Source organism: Caulobacter sp. AVps16 (genome assembly GCF_058681455.1).
In genome coordinates, this window is record NZ_CM178739.1 from 1,811,164 (window position 1) to 1,832,660 (window position 21,497).

Consider the following 21,497-nt stretch of genomic DNA (forward strand, 5'->3'; position numbering starts at 1 on the left):
GCGTTCCGATCAGTGGCCGCCGCGCCGGCTTGCGCCGGGCTGGACGACTTCAAGCACGGTCTTGAGGACGAGGGTCAGGATCGCCAGCAGGCATAGCAAGGCAGCCACTGAGAAGGCTCCGACGAAATCATACTCGTTGTAGAGGATCTCGACATGCAGGGGCATGGTGTTGGTCAGGCCCCGGATATGCCCGCTAACCACCGACACGGCACCGAACTCGCCCATGGCGCGGGCGTTGCAAAGCAGGACGCCGTAGAGCAGCCCCCAGCGGACATTCGGCGCCGTCACACGCCAGAAGGTGTAGAGGCCCGAGGCTCCCATCGAGACCGCAGCTTCCTCTTCACTGGTCCCCTGTTCCTGCATCAGCGGGATCAGTTCACGGGCAACAAAGGGGAAGGTCACGAAGATGGTCGCAAGGACGATGCCCGGCACCGCGAAGATGATCTTGATGTCGTTCTCGACCAAATGGTCGCCGACCCAGCCCTGCAGACCAAAGACCAAAACATAGATCAGGCCGGCCACGACCGGCGAGACCGAGAACGGCAGGTCGATCAGGGTGATCAGCAGGCTCTTGCCCGGAAACTCGTGCTTGGCCACAGCCCAGGCGGCGCAGAGTCCGAATACCACATTGAACGGCACGGTAATCGCCGCCGTCAGGAGGGTGAGCTTCACGGCCGCAATGGCATCAGGATTGGAAATGGCCTCAAGAGCTGGCTGGAGGCCCTTGCGCAGGGCCTCGGCAAAGACCGCGACCAGCGGCAAGACCAGCACCAGCCCCAGAAAGGCCAGGACCAGGCTGATGATCAGCACCTTGGCCCAGGCGGGATCCTCTGTGGAAAGACGCGGAGCAGCCATCAGACGTACCTCCTCGCCCAGGCCTGGACCGCATTGATGACCAGCAGCATCAGAAATGACGCGCCCAGCATGACCACGGCGATCGCTGCGGCACTGGCATATTCGAACTGCTCTAGCTGGATGATGATCAACAGCGGCGCGATCTCGGACTTGTAGGGCATGTTGCCGGCGATGAAGATCACCGAGCCATATTCGCCAATGCCCCGGGCGAAGGCGAGGGCGAATCCGGTCAGCCAGGACGGGCCCAGCGCCGGCAGGACAATCCGCGCAATCGTCGACAATCGTCCAGCTCCGAGGCTGGCAGCGGCTTCCTCGACATCGTCAGAGAGGTCGCGCAACACCGGCTCGATGGTGCGCACCACAAAAGGCAGTCCAATGAAGATCAGGGCGATGGTCACGCCGACAGGGTTGTAGGCGGCCTTGATCCCCAACGGGGTCAGGTAGGCACCAACCCAGCCATTGGGCGAATAGAGCGTGGCCAGGGCAATGCCGGCCACCGCCGTCGGCAGGGCGAAAGGCAGATCGACCAGGGCGTTGACCAGGGCCTTGCCCGGAAAGTCATAGCGGACCAGGGCCCAGGCCGTCAGCACACCGAAGACGCCGTTGATGGCGGCGGCGACAAAGGCCGCGCCAAAGGTCAGGCGGTAGGCAGCCAGGGCCCGTTCCGAAAAGGCGGCGGCGACGAACTGTGCGGGCGAGAGTTCAGCGGCCTTCAGGGCAACCGCTGACAAAGGGATCAGCACGATCAGCGACAGCACTGTCAGGGTGACGCCGAGCGTCAGGGTAAATCCAGGTATGGCGGATCGCCGCCGAAACAGCGGCTTTCTGGCGACAGGGCCAATACGGAGCGCGGCGGCGGTCTCGGCGGTCATGGTCTGATCGTCGTCCTGGTCCAGCGAAGTCCGTTGTGAAACGCCCCGGCATCCACACGGGTGCTTAGGCGACAAGTCAGGGCGCTTAAATCCCCACCAGCCCGGTGGGGTCAATTCAGAATTCCGCCGTCAAGCACCCAGAAAAACTCACCGGTGGGCCGCCGCCTGGCAAGCCAGCATGAGGTGGCAGTGACCCTTCGCCTAGCCTTGCGGTGGTTCAGCCTGCAGCCAGCCCATGGCGGACGCAACGGTCTCCCCCCAGTCGCCGGGGCGGGTCTGACGCAGGATTTCGATGCTGTCGTACCAGGGACTGTCCGACCGGTCCTGCAGCCATCGCCAGTCGGGCCGCGATGCCGGCAACAGCAGCAGGGTACGCTTGCCCATGGCACCGGCCAGATGCGCCACCGAGGTATCGACAGTCACCACGGACTCCAGCTTGTCCAGGATGGCAGCGGTGTCTGCCATGTCACGGACCTTGGTATCTTCAGGGTGAAGACTCACCGCCCCGGGCATCTTCAAGAGCGGTGCTGCGTCGTCCGCCGTCAGGGATCGATGCATGTCGTTGGCATGGCGCGGATTGCCGCGCCACACGACGCCATGCCGGATGTGGCTGGGCCAGGCCTCGAGTCGGCCGGGCGGGGCCGACAGATAGGGTCGACCCGACAGCATCGACAGGGTCAGGCCCAGGCGATGAGGCAAGGATCCGAGCATGATCCAGGCGTCGTGTCGTTCGATCGAGACCTTGCCGTCCACCGGCCTGACCTTTGCGCCGAGCCCGCTGAACAGGGCCGCCAGGGCTGGATGGGTGTAGACGGTGACCGAGATCCCGCGCGCCACCAGATCCGGCACGAACCGCGCAAACTGGATCTGATCGCCAAGCCCCTGTTCGGGCAGGACCAGCAGGCTCGACACGGCCTCCCCATGCCATTCCGGAAAGGAGAGCTTGGGTTTTGGGGTCGGACTACTGCCCCTCCGGAATCGTACCGTTTCCCAGAGGGCGAAACCCTCGGCATACTGGCCGCTGGCCAGCAGAGACCAGGCGCGCTCGAACGTTTTGAGGTCTTTATCCTTGGACATGCCCGCAGCCATACCGGCGCAGGCCCGCCGGGACCAGTAGGCCATCGTTCAAAGATCAATGGGCTTGGCAAAGGATCGCACGCCAGGCCCCGCAAGCGGGCACAAGACGGCTCTGGTAGAAAATTGGTAGGCCGGGTGGGGTTCGAACCCACGACCATTCGATTAAAAGTCGAATGCTCTACCACTGAGCTACCGGCCCGCTCACGACGCGGCGAGGCCGGTGGAAGCGGCGCGGAACATAGTCGGGGGGCGCCGCAGCCGCAAGCGGGCTTTCGTCGCTAGTTTGACATGACGGCGCCGCTTTTGACGCGTTAGGCTTGGTCCATGCGTGGTTTGCTCGTCCCCCTCGTCATGATGCCGCTGGTTTTGGCCGGTTCGCAGGCGTTCGGCCAGTCTGCACAGACCCCTTCCCCTCCTGCTGATTCGAAAATTCAGACGACCTCGGACGCCAACAAGGACGGTTTGACCGGTGCCGTCAGCGCGCCCCTGCGCGACGTCAACATCATCCGCACCAAGATCCCGCCCGTCCTGATCGATGCCATGGCCGACCCCTATGCCAAGCCAGCCAAAAACAGCTGTGCAACCCTGTCCAGCCTGATCGCGCCCCTCGACGTGGCCCTGGGCGATGACCTCGACGCGCGCCCGCCCGAGGACAATGAGGATCTGATGGACCGTGGCCGTCGGGCGGCGGGCTCGGCAGCCCTCGGTGCCGTAGCCAGCGCCGCCCAGGACATGATCCCGATGCGCGGCTGGGTCCGCAAGCTCAGCGGTGCCGAGCGACATGACCGGCTGGTGCAGAGCGCCATAACCTCCGGCAATGTCCGCCGGGCCTATCTGAAAGGTCTGGGTGAGGTGCGCGGCTGCCCGCCACCGGCGACGCCTCTGCACAAGCCACCGACCGTGGCCCCCGTCATCGACCCCGGCATGCCGCCCATGCCCGAGGGCCGGAGGCCGCGCTTTCCGATCCGGAACTAGGCCTCAGCCCGCGTTGTGTCGCCGGGCAAAGTCCTGGCGGAAAGCCTCGAACCGGCCTTCGGTAATGGCCGCGCGCATGGCGGCCGTCAGAGCCTGGAAGAAGGCGATATTGTGCCAGGACAGCAGGACCTGACCGAGGATCTCTTCGGCCTTGAACAGGTGACGCAGATAGGCCTTGGAATAGTCCCGGCTGGCGGGGCAGTCGCTGTCCGGATCCAGAGGGGTGTCATCCTCGGCATAGCGGGCGTTCTTGATGTTGATCGCCCCGTCCCAGGTCCAGGCCTGACCGTGGCGGCCCGACCGGGTCGGCAGGACGCAATCGAACATGTCGACGCCGCGGGCCACCGCCTCGACCAGATCGATCGGCTTGCCGACGCCCATCAGGTAGCGGGGCTTGTCGGAGGGCAGCATGTCGGGCGCATAGTCCAGCACCTCGCACATGGCCGCATGGCCCTCGCCCACGGCCAGACCACCGATGGCATAGCCGTCAAAGCCGATGTCCTGCAGGCGCTGCGAAGACTCGCGGCGCAGGTTTTCGAAGGTCGAGCCCTGCTGGATGCCAAACAACACCTGGCTGTCGCGGGTTCCGAACGCAGCCTTGGAGCGCGCCCCCCAGCGGGCTGACAGTTCCATGCCCTGGCGCGCCCTCGCCTCCTCGGCCGGCCAGGCGACGCACTCATCCAGCTGCATGACGATGTCACTGCCCAGCAGGTCGGCCTGGATCTCCATCGACCGCTCGGGGGAGAGGACGTGCTTGGAGCCGTCGATATGGCTGGCGAAGGTCACGGCCTCTTCGGTGACCTTGCTGATCCCGGACAGGCTCATCACCTGGAAGCCGCCGCTGTCGGTCAGGATCGGCTTGTCCCAGCGCATGAACCTGTGCAGCCCGCCCAGGCGCTTCACCCGCTCGGCCGTCGGCCGCAGCATCAGGTGATAGGTATTACCCAGGATGATGTCGGCGCCGGTGTCCTTCACCTGATCGACAGTCAGGGCCTTCACCGTCCCGGCAGTGCCCACAGGCATGAAAGCCGGGGTGCGGATGTCGCCGCGCGGGGTCTTCAGCACGCCGGTACGCGCCTTGCCATCAGTGGCGGAGATCTCGAAGGGGAAGGCCATAACTTAGGTCTCGGCTGGGTCGGCGGGAAACAGCAGCGAACTGTCGCCATAGGAATAGAAGCGATATCCCGTCGCGATCGCCCGCTCATAGGCCGCGCGCATGGTCGTCTGGCCGGCGAAGGCACTGACCAGCATGAACAGGGTCGACTTGGGCAGATGGAAGTTGGTCATCAGCACGTCGGCAGCGCGGAAGCGATAGCCCGGGGTAATGAAGATGGCGGTCTCGTCGGCAAACGGCCGGATGACGCGATCTTCGCCGGTCGCGCTTTCCAGAAGCCGCAAGCTTGTGGTGCCGACACAGACGATCCGGCCGCCGGCGGCGCGAACGGCGTTCAGGGCGTCGGCGATCGCGGCCGTCACCTCGCCGTACTCGGCATGCATCCGGTGCTCGGACACCTCATCGGTCTTGACCGGCAGGAAGGTGCCGGCTCCGACATGCAGGGTGACGAAGTGCAGCGAAACGCCCCTGGCCCTCAGCCGCTCCAGTAGGTCCGGCGTGAAGTGCAGGCCGGCGGTCGGCGCAGCCACCGATCCATCCTCGCGCGCATAGACGGTCTGATAGTCGGCGCGGTCGCGATCATCTTCCGCGCGTTTGGCTGCGATATAGGGCGGTAGCGGCATTTCGCCGTGCCGGGCGATGCCGACGTCAAGTTCTGGCCCGGACAGGTCAAAGGCCAGCAGCACCTCGCCGCCCTCATGCTTTTCCAGCACGGTGGCATCCAGGCGGTGCTCGTCCGAGCCGAACGCCACATGGTCGCCGACCTTCAGGCGCTTGCCCGGGCGCATAAAGGCTTTCCAGCGATCCGGCGCGATGCGCTGGTGCAAGGTGGCTTCGACCGGGACTGGCGCACCGTCGCCACCGCCGGTCGTACGCGCATCGCGCAGACCGGCCAGCCGTGCCGGGATCACGCGTGTATCGTTGAAGACCAGGGCGTCGCCGGGACGCAGGATGTCAGGCAGGTCGCGGACGATCTGGTCGGCGATGTCCTCCCCCGGCCGGACGACCAGAAGGCGCGCGAAATCGCGCGGCTCGGCCGGACGCAGGGCGATATTGTCCTCAGGCAGGACGAAGTCGAAATCGGAAAGGCGCATGGGGCGGTTTCAAGGACACGGCGAGAGCTGCAGGTCAAGATACTCGCCGCAAGGCGAGCGCCGTGGACAAGCGCGATCCGGTGCCGCCACTCTGTCCAGCAACAAGAGTCTTCGGAGGAGGATCGCCTTGAGACACCTGCGGTTTTCTGTCGCCCTGCTGCCGTTCCTGCTGCTGGCCTGCGGTCAGGCCCCATCGCAACCGGCTGACGCCACCGCGGCCACGCCGTCCCCGACTACAGCGACAGACTCCTCACCACGCCCCGCTTCGCCCCCGTTCCAGCATGATCCGCGTCTCGACGTCTTTGGCTATTACTTCAGCCAGACCCCAATCCAGGTCGGCAACTGGGCGCTGAAATCCGTCAATCTCGGCGCGCCCAGCGATTTCGCCGCCTGGGAAGAGGGCAAGCGCCCGAGCAACTTCGGTCCGGTCTTTCTGGAATTCGAAGACGTCACCAGCCCGACCGCCGAAAATGAACTGGGCCAGACCTATCATACCGTCAGCTTCCGGCTGCTGGCTGACAGCTACCGGGTCGGGGCGGGCCAGGTCACCTTTCGCGGCAAGGACACTAGGATTGGCGAGGTCAGTTTCTCAGGCGGTCTGGACCTTGCGGGGCTGCAAGCCGCCAGGGCGGCCGGACCCGGTGCAGCGGGCAAGCCTGTCCTGACCGGCGACCTGCAGATCGGTGCCAACCGTCTGCGCAATATCGGCTTCGTCTATTTCGCAGGCGACTGAAACCATCGCCCTGGCCCCGGTCCATGATAAGGGCAGGTCATGGACCTGCTGCTTCGCCTCCTGAGCCTGTTCTTTCGCGGCACCGCCCTGATGCTGGGGGTGGTCGGCACGGGGTTCGCCCTGGTCTGCCTGGGCGGTGTATTCAGCGACCGGCTGGACGCCTTCAGCCACCTGTCCCCGCTCTGGCTGGCCATGGCCACCGGAGCAGTCGTGACGGGCTGGATCTTCGCCCGCGGTGACGAGCGCAAGGCCATTGTCGGACTGGGAAGTCTCGGCCTCCTGGCCTGCGCCATCCTGATGGGGCCCGAGCTTCTGGCCGCCGCCGGCAGCAAGCGGCTCGCCGCTCGCCCCGGTGACCTGAAAGTCATCCAGTTCAATGTCTGGCACGAGAACGAAACGCCTGAGCTGGCCCTTCGCTGGCTGCTGGACCAGGATGCCGACGTCGTAGTTATCGTCGAGGGCGGTGGCATGGCCGGTCCAACGGTCAGGGGCCTGAAAGCCTACTACCCTTTCTCAGTCACCTGCGACGGCCGGAAGGCCTGCGGCACCATGATCTTCAGCCGCAAGCGCATGCTGGCCCGGAACGGTTTCTATCCGGAGGGCCATGAACTGGCCGGGGCCTGGGCGACCCTGGCCGACCCGAAGGGGGCTTTCACCGTGGCCGGGATCCACTATGTCTGGCCCATTCCCGCCGGACCTCAGCAGCAGCAGGGCAAGCGACTGCTTGCAGCCATGGACCGCTTTGACCGGTCCACCACCATCCTGACCGGCGACTTCAACTCAACGCCCTGGTCATTCACCCTGAAGCGCCAGGACAAGGCTCTTGGCCTTGAACGCCGGACACGCGCCCTGCCCTCCTGGCCATCGGGCCGCTTCTCGCGACTGGCCAATGCCCCCGCGCCCTTCCTGCCGATAGATCATGTCTATGCCGGCAAGGCCTGGAAGACGGTCAGCGTCTCCCGCGGCCCGGCCCTGGGCTCGGATCACCGTCCGATTGTCGTCCGCCTCAGGCGGGACTGAAGGCCCAAACAGAAAACGGCCCCGGATCGCTCCGGGGCCGTCTTGCTATGCAGCAGCGACTATCAGGCGTCGGCAGCGATCTTGGCGCTGACGATCTTGCCCGGCTGGCGCGGCGGCTCGCCCTTGGGCAGGGCATCGACATGGTCCATGCCGTCCGTGACCTGGCCCCAGACCGTGTACTGGTTGTCCAGGAAGGTGGCGTCGTCGAAGACGATGAAGAACTGGCTGTTGGCCGAGTTGGGATCAGGGGTACGGGCCATGGAGCAGATGCCGCGCACGTGCGGCTCCTTGGAGAACTCGGCCTTGATGTCCGGCTTGTCGCTGCCGCCACGGCCGGTACCCGACGGATCGCCGCCCTGGGCCATGAAACCCGGGATCACGCGGTGGAAGACCACGCCGTCATAGAAGCCCTCGCGGACCAGTTCCTTGATCCGGTCGACATGGCCGGGGGCCAGGTCAGGACGCATCTGGATGGTGACCGGGCCGCTTTCCAGCGTCAGGATCAGGGTGTTTTCTAGGTCGGCCGACATGGTCATCCCTTGATGTGGCGGGGGCTTTTGAATGATGATCGCGCTTCTAGCGCGCTTTTCCCCCCGCTGTGAACCTGCCGCGCTCCGGAAACAGTGACGCGCTAGCGGATATCCGCAGGGATCGACAGGTCGCAGATGGAAAAGTCGGCACCCCTTGCCTCGCGCTGACGGCGGATTTCACCGGCAAACCACGGACCCTTCGGATCGATCACCCGCACGGTTGGGCGTTCGGCCGAGGGGATGTCTGACAGCATGCGAACCTTGTCCATGCGGTCCTGCGGTGCGGCCACGGGCTCGCCAGTCTTGATCGCGCGGATCGCCTCAAGCCCGCTGATCACCCGGCCAAAGGCGGTGTAGCGCTTGTCGAGCGAGGGATAGGGCTGGCGCATCAGGAAGAACTGGCTGTTGGCCGAGTTGTTGTCGTCGTCGCGGGCCATGCCGACCACACCGGGGCAGTAGGTTCCCCAGGCCGAAACCTTGCCGTCGCTGGTGACCTCGTGCCAGCTCCAGTGCTGGCTGAAGACCGGCAACGAACCCAGCACACCCACTTGCAGACCCGACGGCTCTGCAGCCGGGACAAAGCCCGTGGTCTGGGCTCGGCGGAAGGTGAACTCGGCCTTCAGGTTGGGCCGGTCGCTATTGCCCTCGCCCGTATCCTTCGGATCTCCGGTCTGGGCCATGAAGCGGTCGATCACCCGAAAGAAGGTGCGGCCGTCATAGATACCGGCCCGGGTCAGATCCCTCAGGCGCGCGACATGGCCCGGCGCCACTTCGGGGATCAACTCGACGATCACCCGGCCCTTGTTGGTGTCGATGACCATCACCGTGTCAGGGTCAGGCGTGCGCCAGTCCGCCTCGGTCGGCGGCGTGACCGCACCGGTCGGCTTGGTCCGGGGGGCAGACAGGGCCGGCTGGGCCAGGACGGCCAGGGTCAGTCCGAGGGCAATGGCGGCGGATGGCTTCATTTGACCTGCACCGGGATGTCGACATCGCAATTGTTGAAGCTGGGGCCCACCTCCGCCCGGCGCTTGGCCACCAGGGCCGCAAAAGCGGGGCTGCGGGTATCCATGACCTGAACCGAAGGGCGCTTGTCGGCCGGCAGATCGGCCAGAAGCCGGACGCTGATCATTCGGTCCTGCGGATCGGGTGCCGGCTCGCCCGTCTTGATCGAGCGGATCACATCCAGGCCCGACAGGGCGCGACCAAAGGCCGTGTAGGTCTTGTCGAGCGTCGGATAGTACTGGCGCATGAAGAAGAACTGGCTGTTGGCGCTGTCCGGATTGCTGGCCCGGGCCATGCCCAGCACGCCGGGACAGAAGTTGCCCCAGGTCGCCACCTTGCGGTCGGCGGTCATCACCGCCAGGGCCGCCGGCTGACTGGTCACCGGCAAGGCACCGACAAAGCCGGTCTCGTTGCTGCCCGCCTTGCCGAGCGCGGCCAGGGGCGCATCGAGGCCGCGACGGAAAGTGAATTCGGCCGTCATGTCCGGCTTGTCCGACCCGCCGGTGCCGGTGTTGTTGGGGTCGCCCGTCTGGGCCATGAAACTGTCGATCACCCGGAAGAAGGTCAGGCCGTCATAGAAGCCGGCCTGGGTCAGTTCACGGATCCGGGCCACGTGGTTGGGCGCAGCCAGAGGATTGAGCTCGGCGATGATCCGGCCCTTGTTGGTCTCCACGACCAGCACGTTCTGGGGATCGGGCGTACGCCAGTCCGAGGTCTGGGCCAGGGCCGCGGGCGCAAGGGCGCTCGCAGCCAGAAGCGCCAGGACGGCGACGGAAGAGACAGGCTTCATAGAATTCCCCGAATAGAAAGGCCGGTGGGGCGTAGAACGCCGCCGCCACCCCGACAAGCTCGTCGTGTTGAAGCCTAAGATTTCGACAGCTTCACGGCAGACCCGCGCCTCAGGCCTTGTGCAGCTTCGCAACCAGCTGCTCGCCCACCCCGGCGGGCACGAACTTGGAGATGTCACCGCCCAGGGCGGCGATTTCCTTGACCAGCCGCGAGGCAATGGCCTGGTGCCGGGGATCGGCCATCAGGAACACGGTCTCGATCTCGCGATCGAGCTGCTGGTTCATGGCCGTCATCTGGAACTCGTACTCGAAGTCAGCCACGGCCCGCAGGCCGCGGACGATCATCTGGGCCCCGGTCTCGCGCGCGAAGTGCATCAGCAGGCTGTTGAACGGCTTGACCTCGATCACGGCCACCTTGGACAGGTGAGCCGTCTCGCGCTCGAGGATCTCCACACGTTCCTCAAGGGTGAACAGCGGCCCCTTGCCGATGTTCACCGCCACGCCGATGACCAGCTTGTCGACCAGCTTTACCGCCCGACCAATGATGTCGAGATGGCCGTTGGTGACCGGATCAAACGTTCCGGGATAGAGCCCGACCCTCATGCAACCCCCTGCGTTTCGGCGTCTTACGGGGTCTCGTCCGCCCCGCTGGCTTCGCCCTGATCGTCGTCGCTGCCGCCGGCGTCAGCCAGCCGCTCCACACTCACGACATGCTCGTCCTTCGCGGTGCGGAAGACGGTTACGCCCTGAGTATTCCGCGCTGCAACACGAATTTGCGCGACGGGGCACCGTATCAACTGTCCAGCGTCTGTCACCAGCAGGATTTCGTCGCTGTCTTCGACCGGGAAGGAGGCTGCCAGACGGCCCCCGCGCTTGGAGAGGTCCTGAGCCGTCAGACCCTGACCACCCCGGCCCGTACGGCGATAATCATAGGCGCTGGTCCGCTTGCCGAAGCCCTCTGACGAGACCGTCAGGATGAACTCCTCGGCGGCACCGAGTTCCGCAATCCGTTCCGGCGTCAGGCTGGCCTCGCCGACATCCTCATCGGCCTCTTCCGGGGCCGGGGCGTCATCGCCTTCTTCACCCGCTGCACGCAGCATGGCGCGGGCATGTTTCAGATAGGCGGCACGCTCAGCCGGCGTGGCGTCGACGCCGCGCAGGATGGCCATGTTGATGACGCTGTCGCCCTCGGCCAGCTTCACGCCGCGCACGCCGGTCGAATCGCGGCTGGCGAAGACCCGCACCTCGTCGGCCGAGAAGCGGATACAGCGGCCCACCGCAGTGGTCAGCAGGATGTCATTTTCGGTGCCGCAGACCCCGACGCCGACAATGCCATCACCCTCGTCCAGCTTCATGGCGATCTTGCCGTTGCGGCGGACATCGACGAAGTCCGAAAGCTTGTTGCGACGGACGCTGCCCGAGCGGGTAGCGAACATCACGTCAAGACGATCCCAGGTGCTCTCGTCTTCTGGCAGGGTCAGGATCGAGGTGATGGTCTCGCCTGGCTCGATCGGCAGCAGATTGACGAAAGCCTTGCCGCGCGAATTGGCGGCCCCCAGGGGCAGCCTCCAGACCTTGAGCTTGTAGACCTTGCCGCCCGAGGTGAAGAACAGCAGCGGGGCGTGGGTCGAGGCCGAGAACACGCGGGTGACCGCGTCCTCCGTCTTGGTCGCCATGCCCGACTTGCCTTTGCCGCCCCGATGCTGGGTGCGGTAGTTGGCAAGTGGCGTGCGCTTTACATAGCCGCCCATGGTCACGGTGATGACCATGTCCTCGCGGACAATCAGATCCTCGTCTTCCACGTCGGCGTCGCCGTCGACGATCTGGCAGCGACGCGGCACGGCGAACTTCTCGCGCACCTCGACCAGTTCCTCGCGCACCACGGCCATGATGTTGGCGCGGTCCGACAAAAGCTCGAGGTAGCCGCGGATGGCTTCAGCCAGGGCAGCGGCCTCATTGCCGATCTCTTCGCGGCCAAGACCGGTCAGGCGTGACAGGGTCAGGGCCAGGATGGCGCGGGCCTGCTCGTCGGTGAGGCGGATAAGGCCGCCCTCTTCATGCAGGCTGCGCGGATCGGCAATCAGCTCGACCAGGGGCAGCATGTCGCCGGCCGGCCAGGCCTTGGCCACCAGACGCTCGCGCGCTTCGGCCGGATCCTTGGACGAGCGGATGATGTGGATGAACTCGTCGATATTGGCGACGGCAATGGTCAGACCGACCAGCACGTGGCCGCGATCGCGGGCCTTGGAGAGCTCGAACTTGGTCCGCCGGACCACGACCTCTTCACGGAAATTGACGAACACCTCGATCAGCTGACGCAGGCCCATCTGTTCCGGGCGCTTGCGGTTCAGGGCCAGCATATTGACGCCGAACGAGCTCTGCAGGGCCGTGAAACGATAGAGCTGGTTGAGGATCACTTCGCCCGAGGCGTCGCGCTTCAGCTCGACCAGGATCCGCATGCCGTCGCGGTTGGATTCGTCGCGGATGTCGCTGACACCCTCGATCTTCTTGTCGCGGACCAGTTCGGCGATGTGCTCGACCAGATTGGCCTTGTTCACCTGATAGGGAATGGCGGTGATGACGATGGCCTCACGGCCCTGGCGGATCTCTTCCACCGTGGCCAGGCCGCGCATGATCACCGAGCCGCGTCCGGTCAGCAGGGCTTGGCGCGGGCCCGCCCGGCCGATGATTTCGCCCCCGGTCGGGAAGTCCGGGCCCGGCACGATGTCCAGCAGGGTCTCAGCACTGACCTCGGGATCGTCGACCATCGCCAGGCAGGCGTCTATGATCTCGCCCAGATTGTGCGGCGGAATATTGGTGGCCATGCCGACGGCGATGCCGCCCGCGCCATTGACCAGCAGGTTCGGAATCCGCGACGGCAGAACCGTCGGTTCCTGTTCCTTGCCGTCATAGTTGTCCTGGAAGTCGACCGTGTCCTTGTCGAGATCGGCCAGCAGGGCCAGGGCCGGCGGGGCCATGCGGCATTCGGTGTAGCGCATGGCGGCCGGCATATCGCCGTCGACCGAACCGAAATTGCCCTGACCGTCGATCAGGATGAGGCCCATCGAGAAGGGCTGGGTCATCCGGACGAGGGTGAAATAGATCGAGGCATCGCCGTGCGGGTGATACTTGCCCATCACGTCACCGACCACGCGGGCCGACTTCACATAGGAGCGGTCCGGCGTATGGCCTTGTTCGTGCATGGAAAACAGCACGCGGCGGTGGACAGGCTTGAGGCCGTCGCGCGCGTCCGGCAGGGCGCGACTGACAATCACGCTCATCGCATAGTCGAGATACGACCGGCGCAGTTCGTCCTCGATGAAGATCGGGGCGATATCCCCTCGCGGCCCTTCGGGAGGGGTAGTGATTTGATCGTCGCTCAAGGGGATTTTTCGCCGTCAGAATCGGACACGGAACTGTTGTGAACCGTTAGCATTCCGCCAAGGATGGCGCCACCTTTCCGGGGCGGCGCAGTCCCCCGCCCGCTTGTTTTTGAAGGATTTCCCATGCGCTCCCTCCTTGCCGCGACCCTCTCCGGCCTGATGCTTGCCGGCCTCGGTGCCGCGTCCGCTCAAGCGGCCGAGGCCCAGACCGCTACCGCCGTCGTCAAATCCGGCAGCGGTCAGGACCTTGGAACGGCCAGCCTGAGTGAGGGACCGCACGGCGTACTGGTCCGGCTGGAGCTCAGAGGCCTCACGCCGGGCTGGCACGGCGTGCATTTCCACGAGAAGGGTGACTGCAGCACGTCGGACTTCAAATCGGCTGGCGCCCACGTTCACACGACCGCCAGCGTGGTGCACGGTCTGCTCAACCCCGCCAGCAATGACAGTGGAGACCTGCCGAACGTCTATGCCGGCCTGGACGGCCTCGCCATGGCCGAGATCTTCACGCCGTTCGTCTCGATCAGTGGTTCAGGTGGCCGGCCGGCCCTGCTCGACGCGGATGGCTCGGCCATCGTCGTCCATGCCGCACCGGACGACCATAAAAGCCAGCCCATCGGTGGAGCCGGCGCGCGTTCCGCCTGCGGCGTGGTGAAATAGGCAGAGGACCAGGCCGGCAAGGCCGCCCCGGGGTCTCTAGACCGTCTCGGCGGTCATGGCCTCGGCGCGCGCCGCCCGCTTCTCGGTCAGGGCCACCAGGGCCACGCCGGCCATGGTGGCCGCCCCGCCGATCAGAAGCTGCGGGGTGAGGCGGTCGCCCATGAACAGAATGCCGATCGTACAGGACACCAGGGGGGTCAGCAGGAAATAGGGCGTCACCCGCCCCGCCTCCCGGCGCTGGACCAGCCAGAACAACAGGGCGCTCGCCCCTATGGTCGAGACGATGCCGGCAAAGGCCACGCAGGCCCAGGCCAGGGGCGGAGCGCTCATCACGCGTTCGACGACGCGCGACTCGAAGGCGAAGGACATGGCGATCAGGGTCGGGGCCGCGACGATGGCCGTCAGGCCCTGCACCTTCAGCGGCTTCACCCCGGGGTTCATGCGCACCAGCACCGTGGCTACGGCCCAGCAGGCGCAGGCCAGCACCACCAGGGCCACGGCGGGCAGATCTCCGGCGCCATGGGGATCCAGACTCATCCAGGCCACGCCAACAAAGGCGATCACCAGGCCGATGACAGCCGGAAGGCGCATGGTCTCGCCCAGCATTCGCCACGCCGCGACGGCCGTGAACGGAATCCACAACTGGCTGGCCACGACCAGCGGGCTCAGGGAGTGGCCCATGCCGAAGGCCACATAGATCAGGCCGAAATGGATCGGACCCGAAAGCAGGATGATCCAGATGAGTTTCTTGGGCTCAGGAAAGGGCGGGCGGATGAAGGGCACCAGAAAGATCAGGGCCAGGCCGAACCGCAAACCGCCCACCATCATCGGCGGCAGGTGCTCGGTCGCCACCTTGGCGGCGGCATTGTTCAGCCCCCAGGTCAGGATGATCGCCAGGATGGCGAGACGTTCCAAACCGGACAGGGGGGAATTGGCGGGCATGGCCGCTTGGACCAGACCAGACGGCGCCGGTCAATCGACGGCAGCGGTCTCGACACCGGCTATTCGACGCACGGCCCGGATCAGCAGGGCCAGGTCCGGGTCCGGGATCGAGAAGGCCGGGGTCAGATAGATCACCTTGCCCATCGGCCGGATCCAGACGCCCTCGTCAACGAAACGCGCGCAGAGGTCGCCGACAGGAACGGGGGAAGCAAACTCGACCACGCCGATCGCGCCCAGCACCCGGACATCGACCACACCCGGGGCAGACCGGCAGGGCTCAAGCCCCGCGGCCAGGGCGGCCGAAACCCGCGCCACATCGTTGCGCCAGGCACCGTCCTCAAACAGGTCGAGCGAAGCGTTCGCGGCAGCGCAGGCCAGCGGATTGGCCATATAGGTCGGCCCATGCATCAGGGCCGCTTCCGGATCCTCCGAAAGGAAGGCTTCGAACACCCGCCTCGAGGCCACGGCGGCCGATAGAGGCAAGGTGCCGCCGGTCAGGGCCTTGGACAGGGTGACGATGTCGGGCTCGATCCCGGCGGCCTGCATGGCGAACAGAGAGCCCGTGCGGCCAAAGCCCGTGAAGATCTCGTCGAAGATCAGCAAGACCCCATGCGCATCGGCCAGACGGCGCAGAGCCCTGAGGGTGTCGGGACCATGCAACAGCATGCCGCCCGCGCCCTGGACCAGGGGCTCGACCAGGATGGCGGCAATCTCTGAGCCCTGCTGGGCCAACAGGGCATCCAGGGCCGCTTCACCGGCGGCATCACGCGGCAGGTCGGCGATCACCTGGGCCGGCATGACGCCCGTGAACAGGCTGTGCATCCCCTCTTCCGGGTCGCAGACCGTCATCGTGGCCAGGGTATCGCCATGATAGCCGCCCCGAAACGACAGGAAGCGGGTTCGCCCCGTTTCGCCGCGATTGATGTGGAACTGCAGGGCCATCTTCATGGCGATCTCGACCGCCACCGAGCCCGACTCGGCGAAAAAGGCATGGTTCAGATCACCGGGCAGCAGGTCCGCCAGGCGACGGGCCAGCCGATAGGCCGGCTCGTGGGCCAGCCCTCCGAACATGACGTGTGGCATGCGCTCGATCTGGTCGTGCAGGGCGGCGGCGATGTGAGGATGGTTGTAGCCGTGGCAGGCCGTCCACCATGAGGCCAGGCCGTCGACCAGTTCCCGCCCATCGGCCAGCACCAGCCGCGAACCGTGGGTGGCAACCACCGGCAGGGGTGGCCGGGCCGTCTGCATCTGGCAATAGGGCCGCCAGACATGCCCTGCGCCCGTCGTCATCCAGTCCGGAGTCGTCGCCGACATCTGCGATCCTCTCATTGCGCCGCGAGGGCGGCTTGCCTATGCCGTGCGGCCTGCCTTCGCAAACGGGAAACAGCATGCAGAGCCTCGACGCCTTCGCCGGCGACAAGCTGGCGGCCCTCGAAACCAGGAGCCTTCGCCGCCGCCTGCAGCCGACCCGGCGGCTGGAGGGTGCCGTCGTCGAGCGCGGTGGCCGCAGGCTGATCTCGTTTTCCTGCAACGACTATCTGAACCTGTCGCAGCATCCAGCTGTGCGGGCCGCCGCCGCCGAAGCCGCCCTGAACTATGGTGCCGGGGCCTCGGCCTCGCGTCTGGTTACAGGCGACCATCCCCTGCTCGGCGATCTTGAAAAGCGCCTGTCCCGGCTGAAGGGCACCGAGGCCGCCTGTGTGTTCGGCTCCGGCTATCTCGCCAACACAGGCGTGATTCCCGCCCTGATGGGCCCCGGGGACCTGATCCTGGTCGATGCCCTGGCCCATGCCTGTATCTGGGCCGGAGCCAAGCTGTCGGGTGCCCGCACGGTCGCCTTCCGGCACAATGACCTTGCGGACCTGGAGCGTCTGCTCAAGTCCGAGCGGACGACGGCGGGCCATGTGCTGGTCGCCACGGATGGCGTGTTCTCGATGGACGGCGACCTGGCACCGCTGGGTCAGATTTCGGCGCTCTGTGCGCAATATGACGCCTGGCTGCTGGCGGACGACGCCCACGGGGTCGGCGTCCTGGCTGAAGGCCGTGGCTCTGCGGCACTGTTTCCCGATGCGGAGGTTCCGCTTCAGATGGGGACCCTGTCCAAGGCCCTCGGATCCTATGGCGGCTATCTGTGCGGCTCGCGGGTTGTTGTGGACCTGCTGAAGACCCGGGCCCGCACCCTCGTCTATGCCACAGGCCTGCCTCCGGCCTCGGCCGCAGCTGCCCTCGCAGCGCTCGACATCATTGAGAGCCAACCGGCCCTGACCGCCCTGCCCCTGGCCAAGGCCCGCGCCTTCTCAGCCGCCCTCGACCTGCCCCCCGCCCAAAGCCCGATTGTCCCGGTGGTGATCGGCTCAGCCGAAGCGGCTCTGGAGGCCTCAGCCCGGCTCGAGGCCGAAGGCTTTCTCGTGGTCGCCATTCGTCCGCCGACGGTCCCGGACGGAACAGCCCGGCTGCGGATCGCCTTCAGTGCCGCACATTCGGACGCTGAGGTGATGCGACTGGCCGAGGTAGTCGCGGCGATCCGCAGGGACCTGGCCCCATGAAGTCCGTTTTCGTCGCCGGCACAGGCACCGATATCGGCAAGACCCATGTCGCCTGCGCCCTGATCCGCGCCCTCCGCCTGCGGGGCCTGAGCGTCGACGCGTTCAAGCCGGTGGTCAGCGGCTTTGATCCAGACGATCCGGATGTCAGCGATCCCGGCCGCCTCGCCCAGGCGCTGGGCGAGCCGGACGCCCTGCCCCGCATCTCGCCCCGCCGCTATCGCGTCCCACTGGCCCCCAACCTGGCCGCAGCGCTGGAGGGCGATGTCCTGCGCCTGGATGATCTGGTTGGCGACTGCCGGGACCGACTGGAGCGAGCCGACCGCGATCTGCTGCTGATCGAGGGTGCTGGCGGGGTGATGTCGCCCCTGACCGACACGGCCACCAATCTCGACCTGATGGTCGCGCTGAACCTGCCTGTCCTGCTGGTCGCGGGGTCCTATCTGGGCACGGTCAGCCACGTCCTGACGGCGCTGGAGGTAATCAGGGCCCGAGGTCTGAGCTTGGCCGCCCTCGTCATGAGCGAAAGCCTCGCCGCGCCAGATCTGGACCAGACCGGCCAGATGCTGCGGGGCTTCGAGGCCCGCGTGCCGCTGATCCTGGCCCCGCGCGACGCGGACTGGAGCGCGACCGAGCTCGCCGACCTGATCTTCCCTGAAGCGCCGAAAGACTAGGCCGCCAAGCTCCACTAGGGTGGCAGCATGCGCACAGACTATCTCGGCAACCCTGTCTCCGTCGCCAGTGACCCCGCCCTGGCTGCTGTGGACGATTTCATCGCCGGCTTCCTGGCCTACGAGACCCGCGCCGCCAACATCCTGGTGGCCGCCGACGGCTCGCCCGGCGAGCCTCTGCTCAATGCCTATGCGGCAGTCCTGTGGCTCCTCCTGGAGGCACCGGACGCTGCGGCCCGCGCGGCACCCTATCTGGAAGGCGCCCGGGCAAGCCTCGGCGGCGCTAATGAACGGGAGCGCAAGGTCGTGGCCTTCGTCTCGGCCTGGTCCGCCGACGACATCCCCGGCGCGCTGTCGATCGCCGACGCCATTCTCGAGGCCTGGCCGCGCGATCTGCTGATGCTGAAGCTGCGGCACTACCACGACTTCAATCGGGGCGACTTTCCCGCCATGCTGCGCGCGGCCAGTCGCTGCCTGCCCGCCGCCGCCGACATTCCCCACCTGCACGGCATGCTGGCCTTCGCCTACGAGCAGTGCCACCTGCTGGACGAGGCCGAGGCCGCCGCCCAACATGCCCTGTCCCTGCAGCGCAAGGAGCCCTGGGCCCAGCACGCCCTGGCCCATGTCATGCTGACCCAGGGCCGCATCGACGAAGGCGTCGCCTTCCTGGAGGGCGTGCGCGACACCTGGACCGACCTGAACTCGTTCATGGACACCCACCTCTGGTGGCACCTGGCGCTGTTCTATCTCAGCCAGGGCCGGTTCGAGGCGGCGCTGTCGGCCTATGACGATCACTGCTGGACCCAGGCCAGGGACTATTCACAGGACCAGGTCGGGGCGGTCTCCCTGCTGGCCCGGCTGGAGCTGGCCGGCGTCGATGTCGGACCGCGCTGGAACACTCTGGCCGACTACCTGGTCACCCGCGCCGATGACGTCGTGCAGCCTTTCCTGTCGCTGCAATATCTGTTCGGCCTGGCCCGCGCCGGCCGGCCCGAAGCAAACCAGCTTCTGGCGGCGATCCGGCGGGCGGCCATCGAGGCTCCCGACTTCGTACGTTCGACATGGCGTGATGTCGCCCTGCCCGCCGCCGAAGGCCTGGTCGCCCATGCGCGCGGCGACTATCCGGCCGCCCTGCGAGGCCTGCGCGCCGCCCTGCCCCGTCTGGCCGAAGTGGGTGGCAGCCATGCCCAGCGCGATCTTTTCGACCAGATCGTACTGGACGCCCTGATCCGCTCCGACCGCCTGTCCGAAGCCCAGCAGATGCTGGAACTGCGCCGCGGTTTCGATCCCGACGGCCTGCCCGTCAACCAGGCGCTTGCGGACCTGTACGAGCGCCTCGACCTGCCGGCTCAGGCCGCTGTGGCCCGCGAGCGCGTGGCGCGCCGCCGCGCGGGCCTCTAGTTCCGCGACCCTAGGCCTCGATATCGACGTCCTTGGTTTCCTTGAGGAACAGGATGCCGATCACGGCCGTCACGCCCGCAACGACGATCGGGTACCACAGGCCGTAATAGATATTGCCCGTGGCCGCGACCATGGCGAAGGCCGTGGTCGGCAGGAAGCCCCCGAACCAGCCATTGCCGATGTGATAGGGCAGGCTCATCGAGGTGTAGCGGATATTGGTCGGGAACATCTCGACCAGCATCGCCGCGATCGGCCCGTAGACCATGGTCACATAGATCACCAGCAGGGTCAGGATGCCCACCACCAACGGCTTGTTGACCAGGGCGCTGTCGGCCTTGGCGGGATAGCCGGCCGTCTTGAGCGCCGCGCCAAGCTCGGTTTCCCAGGCCTTCTTGCGGTCCTTGAACGCCGCCTTGTCCAGCATGTCGCCCGCGAAGGACGGTAGGACGGTCTCGCCGATCCTCACCGAGGCCACCGCCCCGGCCGGGGCCGCAGCGTTCACATAGGTGACCCCGGCCTTGGCCAGATAGGACTTGGCCAGGTCGCAAGAGGTGTTGAACACCGTCTTGCCGACGGGGTCGAACTGGAACGAACAGTCGGCCGGGTCGGCCACCACCGTCACCGGCGCGGCGGCCACGGCGGCCGCCAGTTGCGGATTGGCGGCGACGGTCAGGGTCTTGAACAGCGGGAAATAGGTCAGGCAGGCCAGGATGCAGCCCGCCATGATGATCCATTTGCGGCCGATCTTGTCCGACAGCCAGCCGAACAGCACAAAGAACGGCGTGCCGATCAGCAATGAAATGGCCACCAGTCCATTGGTCAGGCCGCCCTCGACCTTGAGCATCTTTTCAAGAAAGAACAGCGCGTAGAACTGGCCCGTGTACCAGACCACGGCCTGACCGGCGGTCAGTCCGACCAGGGCCAGAATGACGATTTTCAGATTGCCCCATTTGCCGAAGCTGTCTGCCAGGGGCTTCTTGGAGCCCTTGCCCTCGTCGATCATCTTCTGGAACGATGGACTTTCGGAAAGCTGCAGGCGGATCCACAGCGATACGCCCAGCAGGAGCACCGAAATCAGGAACGGAATGCGCCAGCCGAACTCCTTGAAGGCGTCTTCGCCGATGACGTGGCGCGTAGCGAGAATGACGATCAGGCTCAGGAACAGGCCAAAGGTCGCCGTGATCTGGATGAAGCTGGTATAGAGGCCTCGCCGATTGGCCGGGGCATGCTCGGCGACATAGGTCGCCGCCCCGCCATATTCGCCGCCCAGGGCCAGCCCCTGGATCAGGCGCATGGCCACCAGAGCGATGGGAGCGATGATTCCGATCTGCTCATAGCTGGGCAGCAGTCCCACCACGAAGGTGGACAGGCCCATCAGCAGCATGGTGATCAAGAAGGTGTTCTTGCGGCCCCACAGATCGCCGAGGCGGCCGAAGACCAGGGCCCCGAACGGGCGCACGGCGAAACCGGCCGCGAAGGCCAGAAGGGCGAAGATGTAGCCCGTGGTCTCGTTCACCCCGGAGAAGAAATGGTGGGTGATGTAGGTGGCCAGCGAGCCATAGAGATAGAAGTCGTACCACTCAAAGACCGTGCCCACCGAGGCTGCGCCGATGACGAGTCCGTCCTTGCGACCGACGACAACACCGTCTTTCGCCCCCTGATTCCCGGCCACTGCCATGTATTCCCCCCGATTTCTGTTATCGCTACCATGGCAAGAGTTGAGCGTCACCTCGCCGCGACCCACCGATCTCGGCATGTTGTCAGAGTTTTTGGCGGCTGGGGAGGTGAAGCTTGCCCCTATGACCGCAGAAATGCCCCTATTTGCTGGGATGACGTGACA

The 21,497-nt window shown here is 66.0% G+C and carries 19 protein-coding genes, 1 tRNA gene and 1 pseudogene; 7 read left to right on the plus strand and 14 right to left on the minus strand.

The genetic code is table 11. The features are described from left to right. Positions 1-9: 9 nt before the first annotated feature. The 4 genes from cysW to ACW17U_RS08815 form a co-directional block, all read right to left on the minus strand. Positions 10-855 (minus strand): sulfate ABC transporter permease subunit CysW, encoded by an 846-nt coding sequence (gene cysW / locus ACW17U_RS08800; RefSeq protein WP_492055575.1) that lies wholly within the window; start codon positions 853-855, stop codon positions 10-12. Continuing rightward, the gene (cysT, locus tag ACW17U_RS08805; RefSeq protein WP_062146108.1) at positions 855-1,727 is read right to left on the minus strand and encodes a sulfate ABC transporter permease subunit CysT; all 873 of its coding nucleotides are present in this window, start codon (positions 1,725-1,727) and stop codon (positions 855-857) included. Before cysT ends, cysW begins: the two co-directional genes overlap by 1 nt. 201 nt (positions 1,728-1,928) lie before the next feature. Beyond that, positions 1,929-2,804 carry a glycosyltransferase family protein gene (locus tag ACW17U_RS08810; protein WP_492055576.1) on the minus strand — a complete coding sequence of 292 codons (876 nt, stop codon included), beginning with the start codon at positions 2,802-2,804 and terminating at the stop codon, positions 1,929-1,931. Positions 2,805-2,928: 124 nt separating this feature from the next. Continuing rightward, a tRNA-Lys gene (locus tag ACW17U_RS08815) sits at positions 2,929-3,003 on the minus strand. A gap of 125 nt (positions 3,004-3,128) precedes the next feature. On the opposite strand from ACW17U_RS08815, the gene ACW17U_RS08820 reads away from it, so the two are divergent. Then, on the plus strand, positions 3,129-3,779 hold the full coding sequence (locus tag ACW17U_RS08820; protein WP_492055577.1) for a hypothetical protein: 651 nt from the start codon (positions 3,129-3,131) through the stop codon (positions 3,777-3,779). A gap of 3 nt (positions 3,780-3,782) precedes the next feature. Here the strand turns inward: ACW17U_RS08820 and tgt are convergent, their stop codons facing one another. Together tgt and queA are read right to left on the minus strand one after the other, a co-directional pair. Continuing rightward, on the minus strand, positions 3,783-4,895 hold the full coding sequence (gene tgt, locus ACW17U_RS08825) for a tRNA guanosine(34) transglycosylase Tgt (RefSeq protein WP_492055578.1): 1,113 nt from the start codon (positions 4,893-4,895) through the stop codon (positions 3,783-3,785). 3 nt (positions 4,896-4,898) lie between these two features. Further along, positions 4,899-5,987: a tRNA preQ1(34) S-adenosylmethionine ribosyltransferase-isomerase QueA gene (gene queA / locus ACW17U_RS08830; protein ID WP_492055579.1), complete on the minus strand. Its 1,089-nt coding sequence runs from the start codon at positions 5,985-5,987 to the stop codon at positions 4,899-4,901. A 127-nt stretch (positions 5,988-6,114) separates the two neighbouring features. On the opposite strand from queA, the gene ACW17U_RS08835 reads away from it, so the two are divergent. Both ACW17U_RS08835 and ACW17U_RS08840 read left to right on the plus strand, forming a co-directional pair. Then, the gene (locus ACW17U_RS08835) at positions 6,115-6,720 is read left to right on the plus strand and encodes a hypothetical protein (RefSeq protein WP_492055580.1); all 606 of its coding nucleotides are present in this window, start codon (positions 6,115-6,117) and stop codon (positions 6,718-6,720) included. Between the two features lie 39 nt (positions 6,721-6,759). Further along, positions 6,760-7,740: an endonuclease/exonuclease/phosphatase family protein gene (locus ACW17U_RS08840; RefSeq protein WP_492055581.1), complete on the plus strand. Its 981-nt coding sequence runs from the start codon at positions 6,760-6,762 to the stop codon at positions 7,738-7,740. Positions 7,741-7,802: 62 nt separating this feature from the next. Here ACW17U_RS08840 and ACW17U_RS08845 read toward each other — a convergent pair whose 3' ends face one another. From ACW17U_RS08845 to gyrA, 5 genes are all read right to left on the minus strand, one after another. After that, complete coding sequence (locus ACW17U_RS08845) at positions 7,803-8,270, minus strand: peptidylprolyl isomerase (RefSeq protein WP_062151406.1); 468 nt, start codon at positions 8,268-8,270, stop codon at positions 7,803-7,805. A gap of 101 nt (positions 8,271-8,371) precedes the next feature. After that, positions 8,372-9,235 (minus strand): peptidylprolyl isomerase, encoded by an 864-nt coding sequence (locus ACW17U_RS08850; protein ID WP_492055582.1) that lies wholly within the window; start codon positions 9,233-9,235, stop codon positions 8,372-8,374. Then, positions 9,232-10,062, minus strand: coding sequence for a peptidylprolyl isomerase (locus ACW17U_RS08855; protein ID WP_062146092.1), 831 nt, complete (start codon positions 10,060-10,062; stop codon positions 9,232-9,234). The genes ACW17U_RS08850 and ACW17U_RS08855 overlap by 4 nt, the downstream gene beginning before the upstream one ends. Before the next feature lie 109 nt (positions 10,063-10,171). Beyond that, positions 10,172-10,663 carry a pantetheine-phosphate adenylyltransferase gene (coaD, locus tag ACW17U_RS08860; protein ID WP_062146090.1) on the minus strand — a complete coding sequence of 164 codons (492 nt, stop codon included), beginning with the start codon at positions 10,661-10,663 and terminating at the stop codon, positions 10,172-10,174. A 23-nt stretch (positions 10,664-10,686) separates the two neighbouring features. Further along, positions 10,687-13,443, minus strand: coding sequence for a DNA gyrase subunit A (gene gyrA / locus ACW17U_RS08865; protein ID WP_062146088.1), 2,757 nt, complete (start codon positions 13,441-13,443; stop codon positions 10,687-10,689). Between the two features lie 123 nt (positions 13,444-13,566). Between gyrA and ACW17U_RS08870 the strand changes: the two genes are divergently transcribed. Then, a complete protein-coding gene (locus tag ACW17U_RS08870; protein WP_492055583.1) occupies positions 13,567-14,100 on the plus strand; it encodes a superoxide dismutase family protein in 534 nt (177 codons plus the stop codon). A 36-nt stretch (positions 14,101-14,136) separates the two neighbouring features. Here the strand turns inward: ACW17U_RS08870 and ACW17U_RS08875 are convergent. Both ACW17U_RS08875 and ACW17U_RS08880 read right to left on the minus strand, forming a co-directional pair. Beyond that, a pseudogene (locus ACW17U_RS08875) lies at positions 14,137-15,076 on the minus strand (DMT family transporter). Then, positions 15,073-16,356, minus strand: coding sequence for an adenosylmethionine--8-amino-7-oxononanoate transaminase (locus ACW17U_RS08880; RefSeq protein WP_492055584.1), 1,284 nt, complete (start codon positions 16,354-16,356; stop codon positions 15,073-15,075). The pseudogene ACW17U_RS08875 and the gene ACW17U_RS08880 overlap by 4 nt, the downstream one beginning before the upstream one ends. Before the next feature lie 74 nt (positions 16,357-16,430). Between ACW17U_RS08880 and bioF the strand changes: the two genes are divergently transcribed. The 3 genes from bioF to ACW17U_RS08895 are packed head-to-tail and all read left to right on the plus strand — an operon-like array spanning position 16,431 to position 19,657. Next, positions 16,431-17,588: an 8-amino-7-oxononanoate synthase gene (gene bioF / locus ACW17U_RS08885; RefSeq protein ID WP_492055585.1), complete on the plus strand. Its 1,158-nt coding sequence runs from the start codon at positions 16,431-16,433 to the stop codon at positions 17,586-17,588. Next, entirely contained in the window at positions 17,585-18,259 is a 675-nt protein-coding gene (bioD, locus tag ACW17U_RS08890; protein WP_492055586.1) for a dethiobiotin synthase, read from the plus strand. The genes bioF and bioD overlap by 4 nt, the downstream gene beginning before the upstream one ends. Before the next feature lie 27 nt (positions 18,260-18,286). After that, positions 18,287-19,657 carry a tetratricopeptide repeat protein gene (locus ACW17U_RS08895; protein ID WP_492055587.1) on the plus strand — a complete coding sequence of 457 codons (1,371 nt, stop codon included), beginning with the start codon at positions 18,287-18,289 and terminating at the stop codon, positions 19,655-19,657. A gap of 10 nt (positions 19,658-19,667) precedes the next feature. On the opposite strand, the gene ACW17U_RS08900 is transcribed toward ACW17U_RS08895, so the two are convergent. Next, entirely contained in the window at positions 19,668-21,329 is a 1,662-nt protein-coding gene (locus tag ACW17U_RS08900; protein WP_492055588.1) for an MFS transporter, read from the minus strand. Between the last annotated feature and the right edge of the window lie 168 nt (positions 21,330-21,497).

Excerpts from the sequence above, each read along its gene's own strand:
- ACW17U_RS08810 (WP_492055576.1), bottom strand. The coding sequence starts at position 2,804 with ATGTCCAAGGATAAAGACCTCAAAACGTTCGAGCGCGCCTGGTCTCTG.
- bioD (WP_492055586.1), top strand. The coding sequence starts at position 17,585 with ATGAAGTCCGTTTTCGTCGCCGGCACAGGCACCGATATCGGCAAGACC.
- cysT (WP_062146108.1), bottom strand. The coding sequence starts at position 1,727 with ATGACCGCCGAGACCGCCGCCGCGCTCCGTATTGGCCCTGTCGCCAGA.
- ACW17U_RS08820 (WP_492055577.1), top strand. The coding sequence starts at position 3,129 with ATGCGTGGTTTGCTCGTCCCCCTCGTCATGATGCCGCTGGTTTTGGCC.
- coaD (WP_062146090.1), bottom strand. The coding sequence starts at position 10,663 with ATGAGGGTCGGGCTCTATCCCGGAACGTTTGATCCGGTCACCAACGGC.
- ACW17U_RS08870 (WP_492055583.1), top strand. The coding sequence starts at position 13,567 with ATGCGCTCCCTCCTTGCCGCGACCCTCTCCGGCCTGATGCTTGCCGGC.
- ACW17U_RS08880 (WP_492055584.1), bottom strand. The coding sequence starts at position 16,356 with ATGTCGGCGACGACTCCGGACTGGATGACGACGGGCGCAGGGCATGTC.
- ACW17U_RS08845 (WP_062151406.1), bottom strand. The coding sequence starts at position 8,270 with ATGTCGGCCGACCTAGAAAACACCCTGATCCTGACGCTGGAAAGCGGC.
- ACW17U_RS08855 (WP_062146092.1), bottom strand. The coding sequence starts at position 10,062 with ATGAAGCCTGTCTCTTCCGTCGCCGTCCTGGCGCTTCTGGCTGCGAGC.
- ACW17U_RS08840 (WP_492055581.1), top strand. The coding sequence starts at position 6,760 with ATGGACCTGCTGCTTCGCCTCCTGAGCCTGTTCTTTCGCGGCACCGCC.
- ACW17U_RS08895 (WP_492055587.1), top strand. The coding sequence starts at position 18,287 with ATGCGCACAGACTATCTCGGCAACCCTGTCTCCGTCGCCAGTGACCCC.
- cysW (WP_492055575.1), bottom strand. The coding sequence starts at position 855 with ATGGCTGCTCCGCGTCTTTCCACAGAGGATCCCGCCTGGGCCAAGGTG.
- bioF (WP_492055585.1), top strand. The coding sequence starts at position 16,431 with ATGCAGAGCCTCGACGCCTTCGCCGGCGACAAGCTGGCGGCCCTCGAA.
- tgt (WP_492055578.1), bottom strand. The coding sequence starts at position 4,895 with ATGGCCTTCCCCTTCGAGATCTCCGCCACTGATGGCAAGGCGCGTACC.
- queA (WP_492055579.1), bottom strand. The coding sequence starts at position 5,987 with ATGCGCCTTTCCGATTTCGACTTCGTCCTGCCTGAGGACAATATCGCC.
- ACW17U_RS08850 (WP_492055582.1), bottom strand. The coding sequence starts at position 9,235 with ATGAAGCCATCCGCCGCCATTGCCCTCGGACTGACCCTGGCCGTCCTG.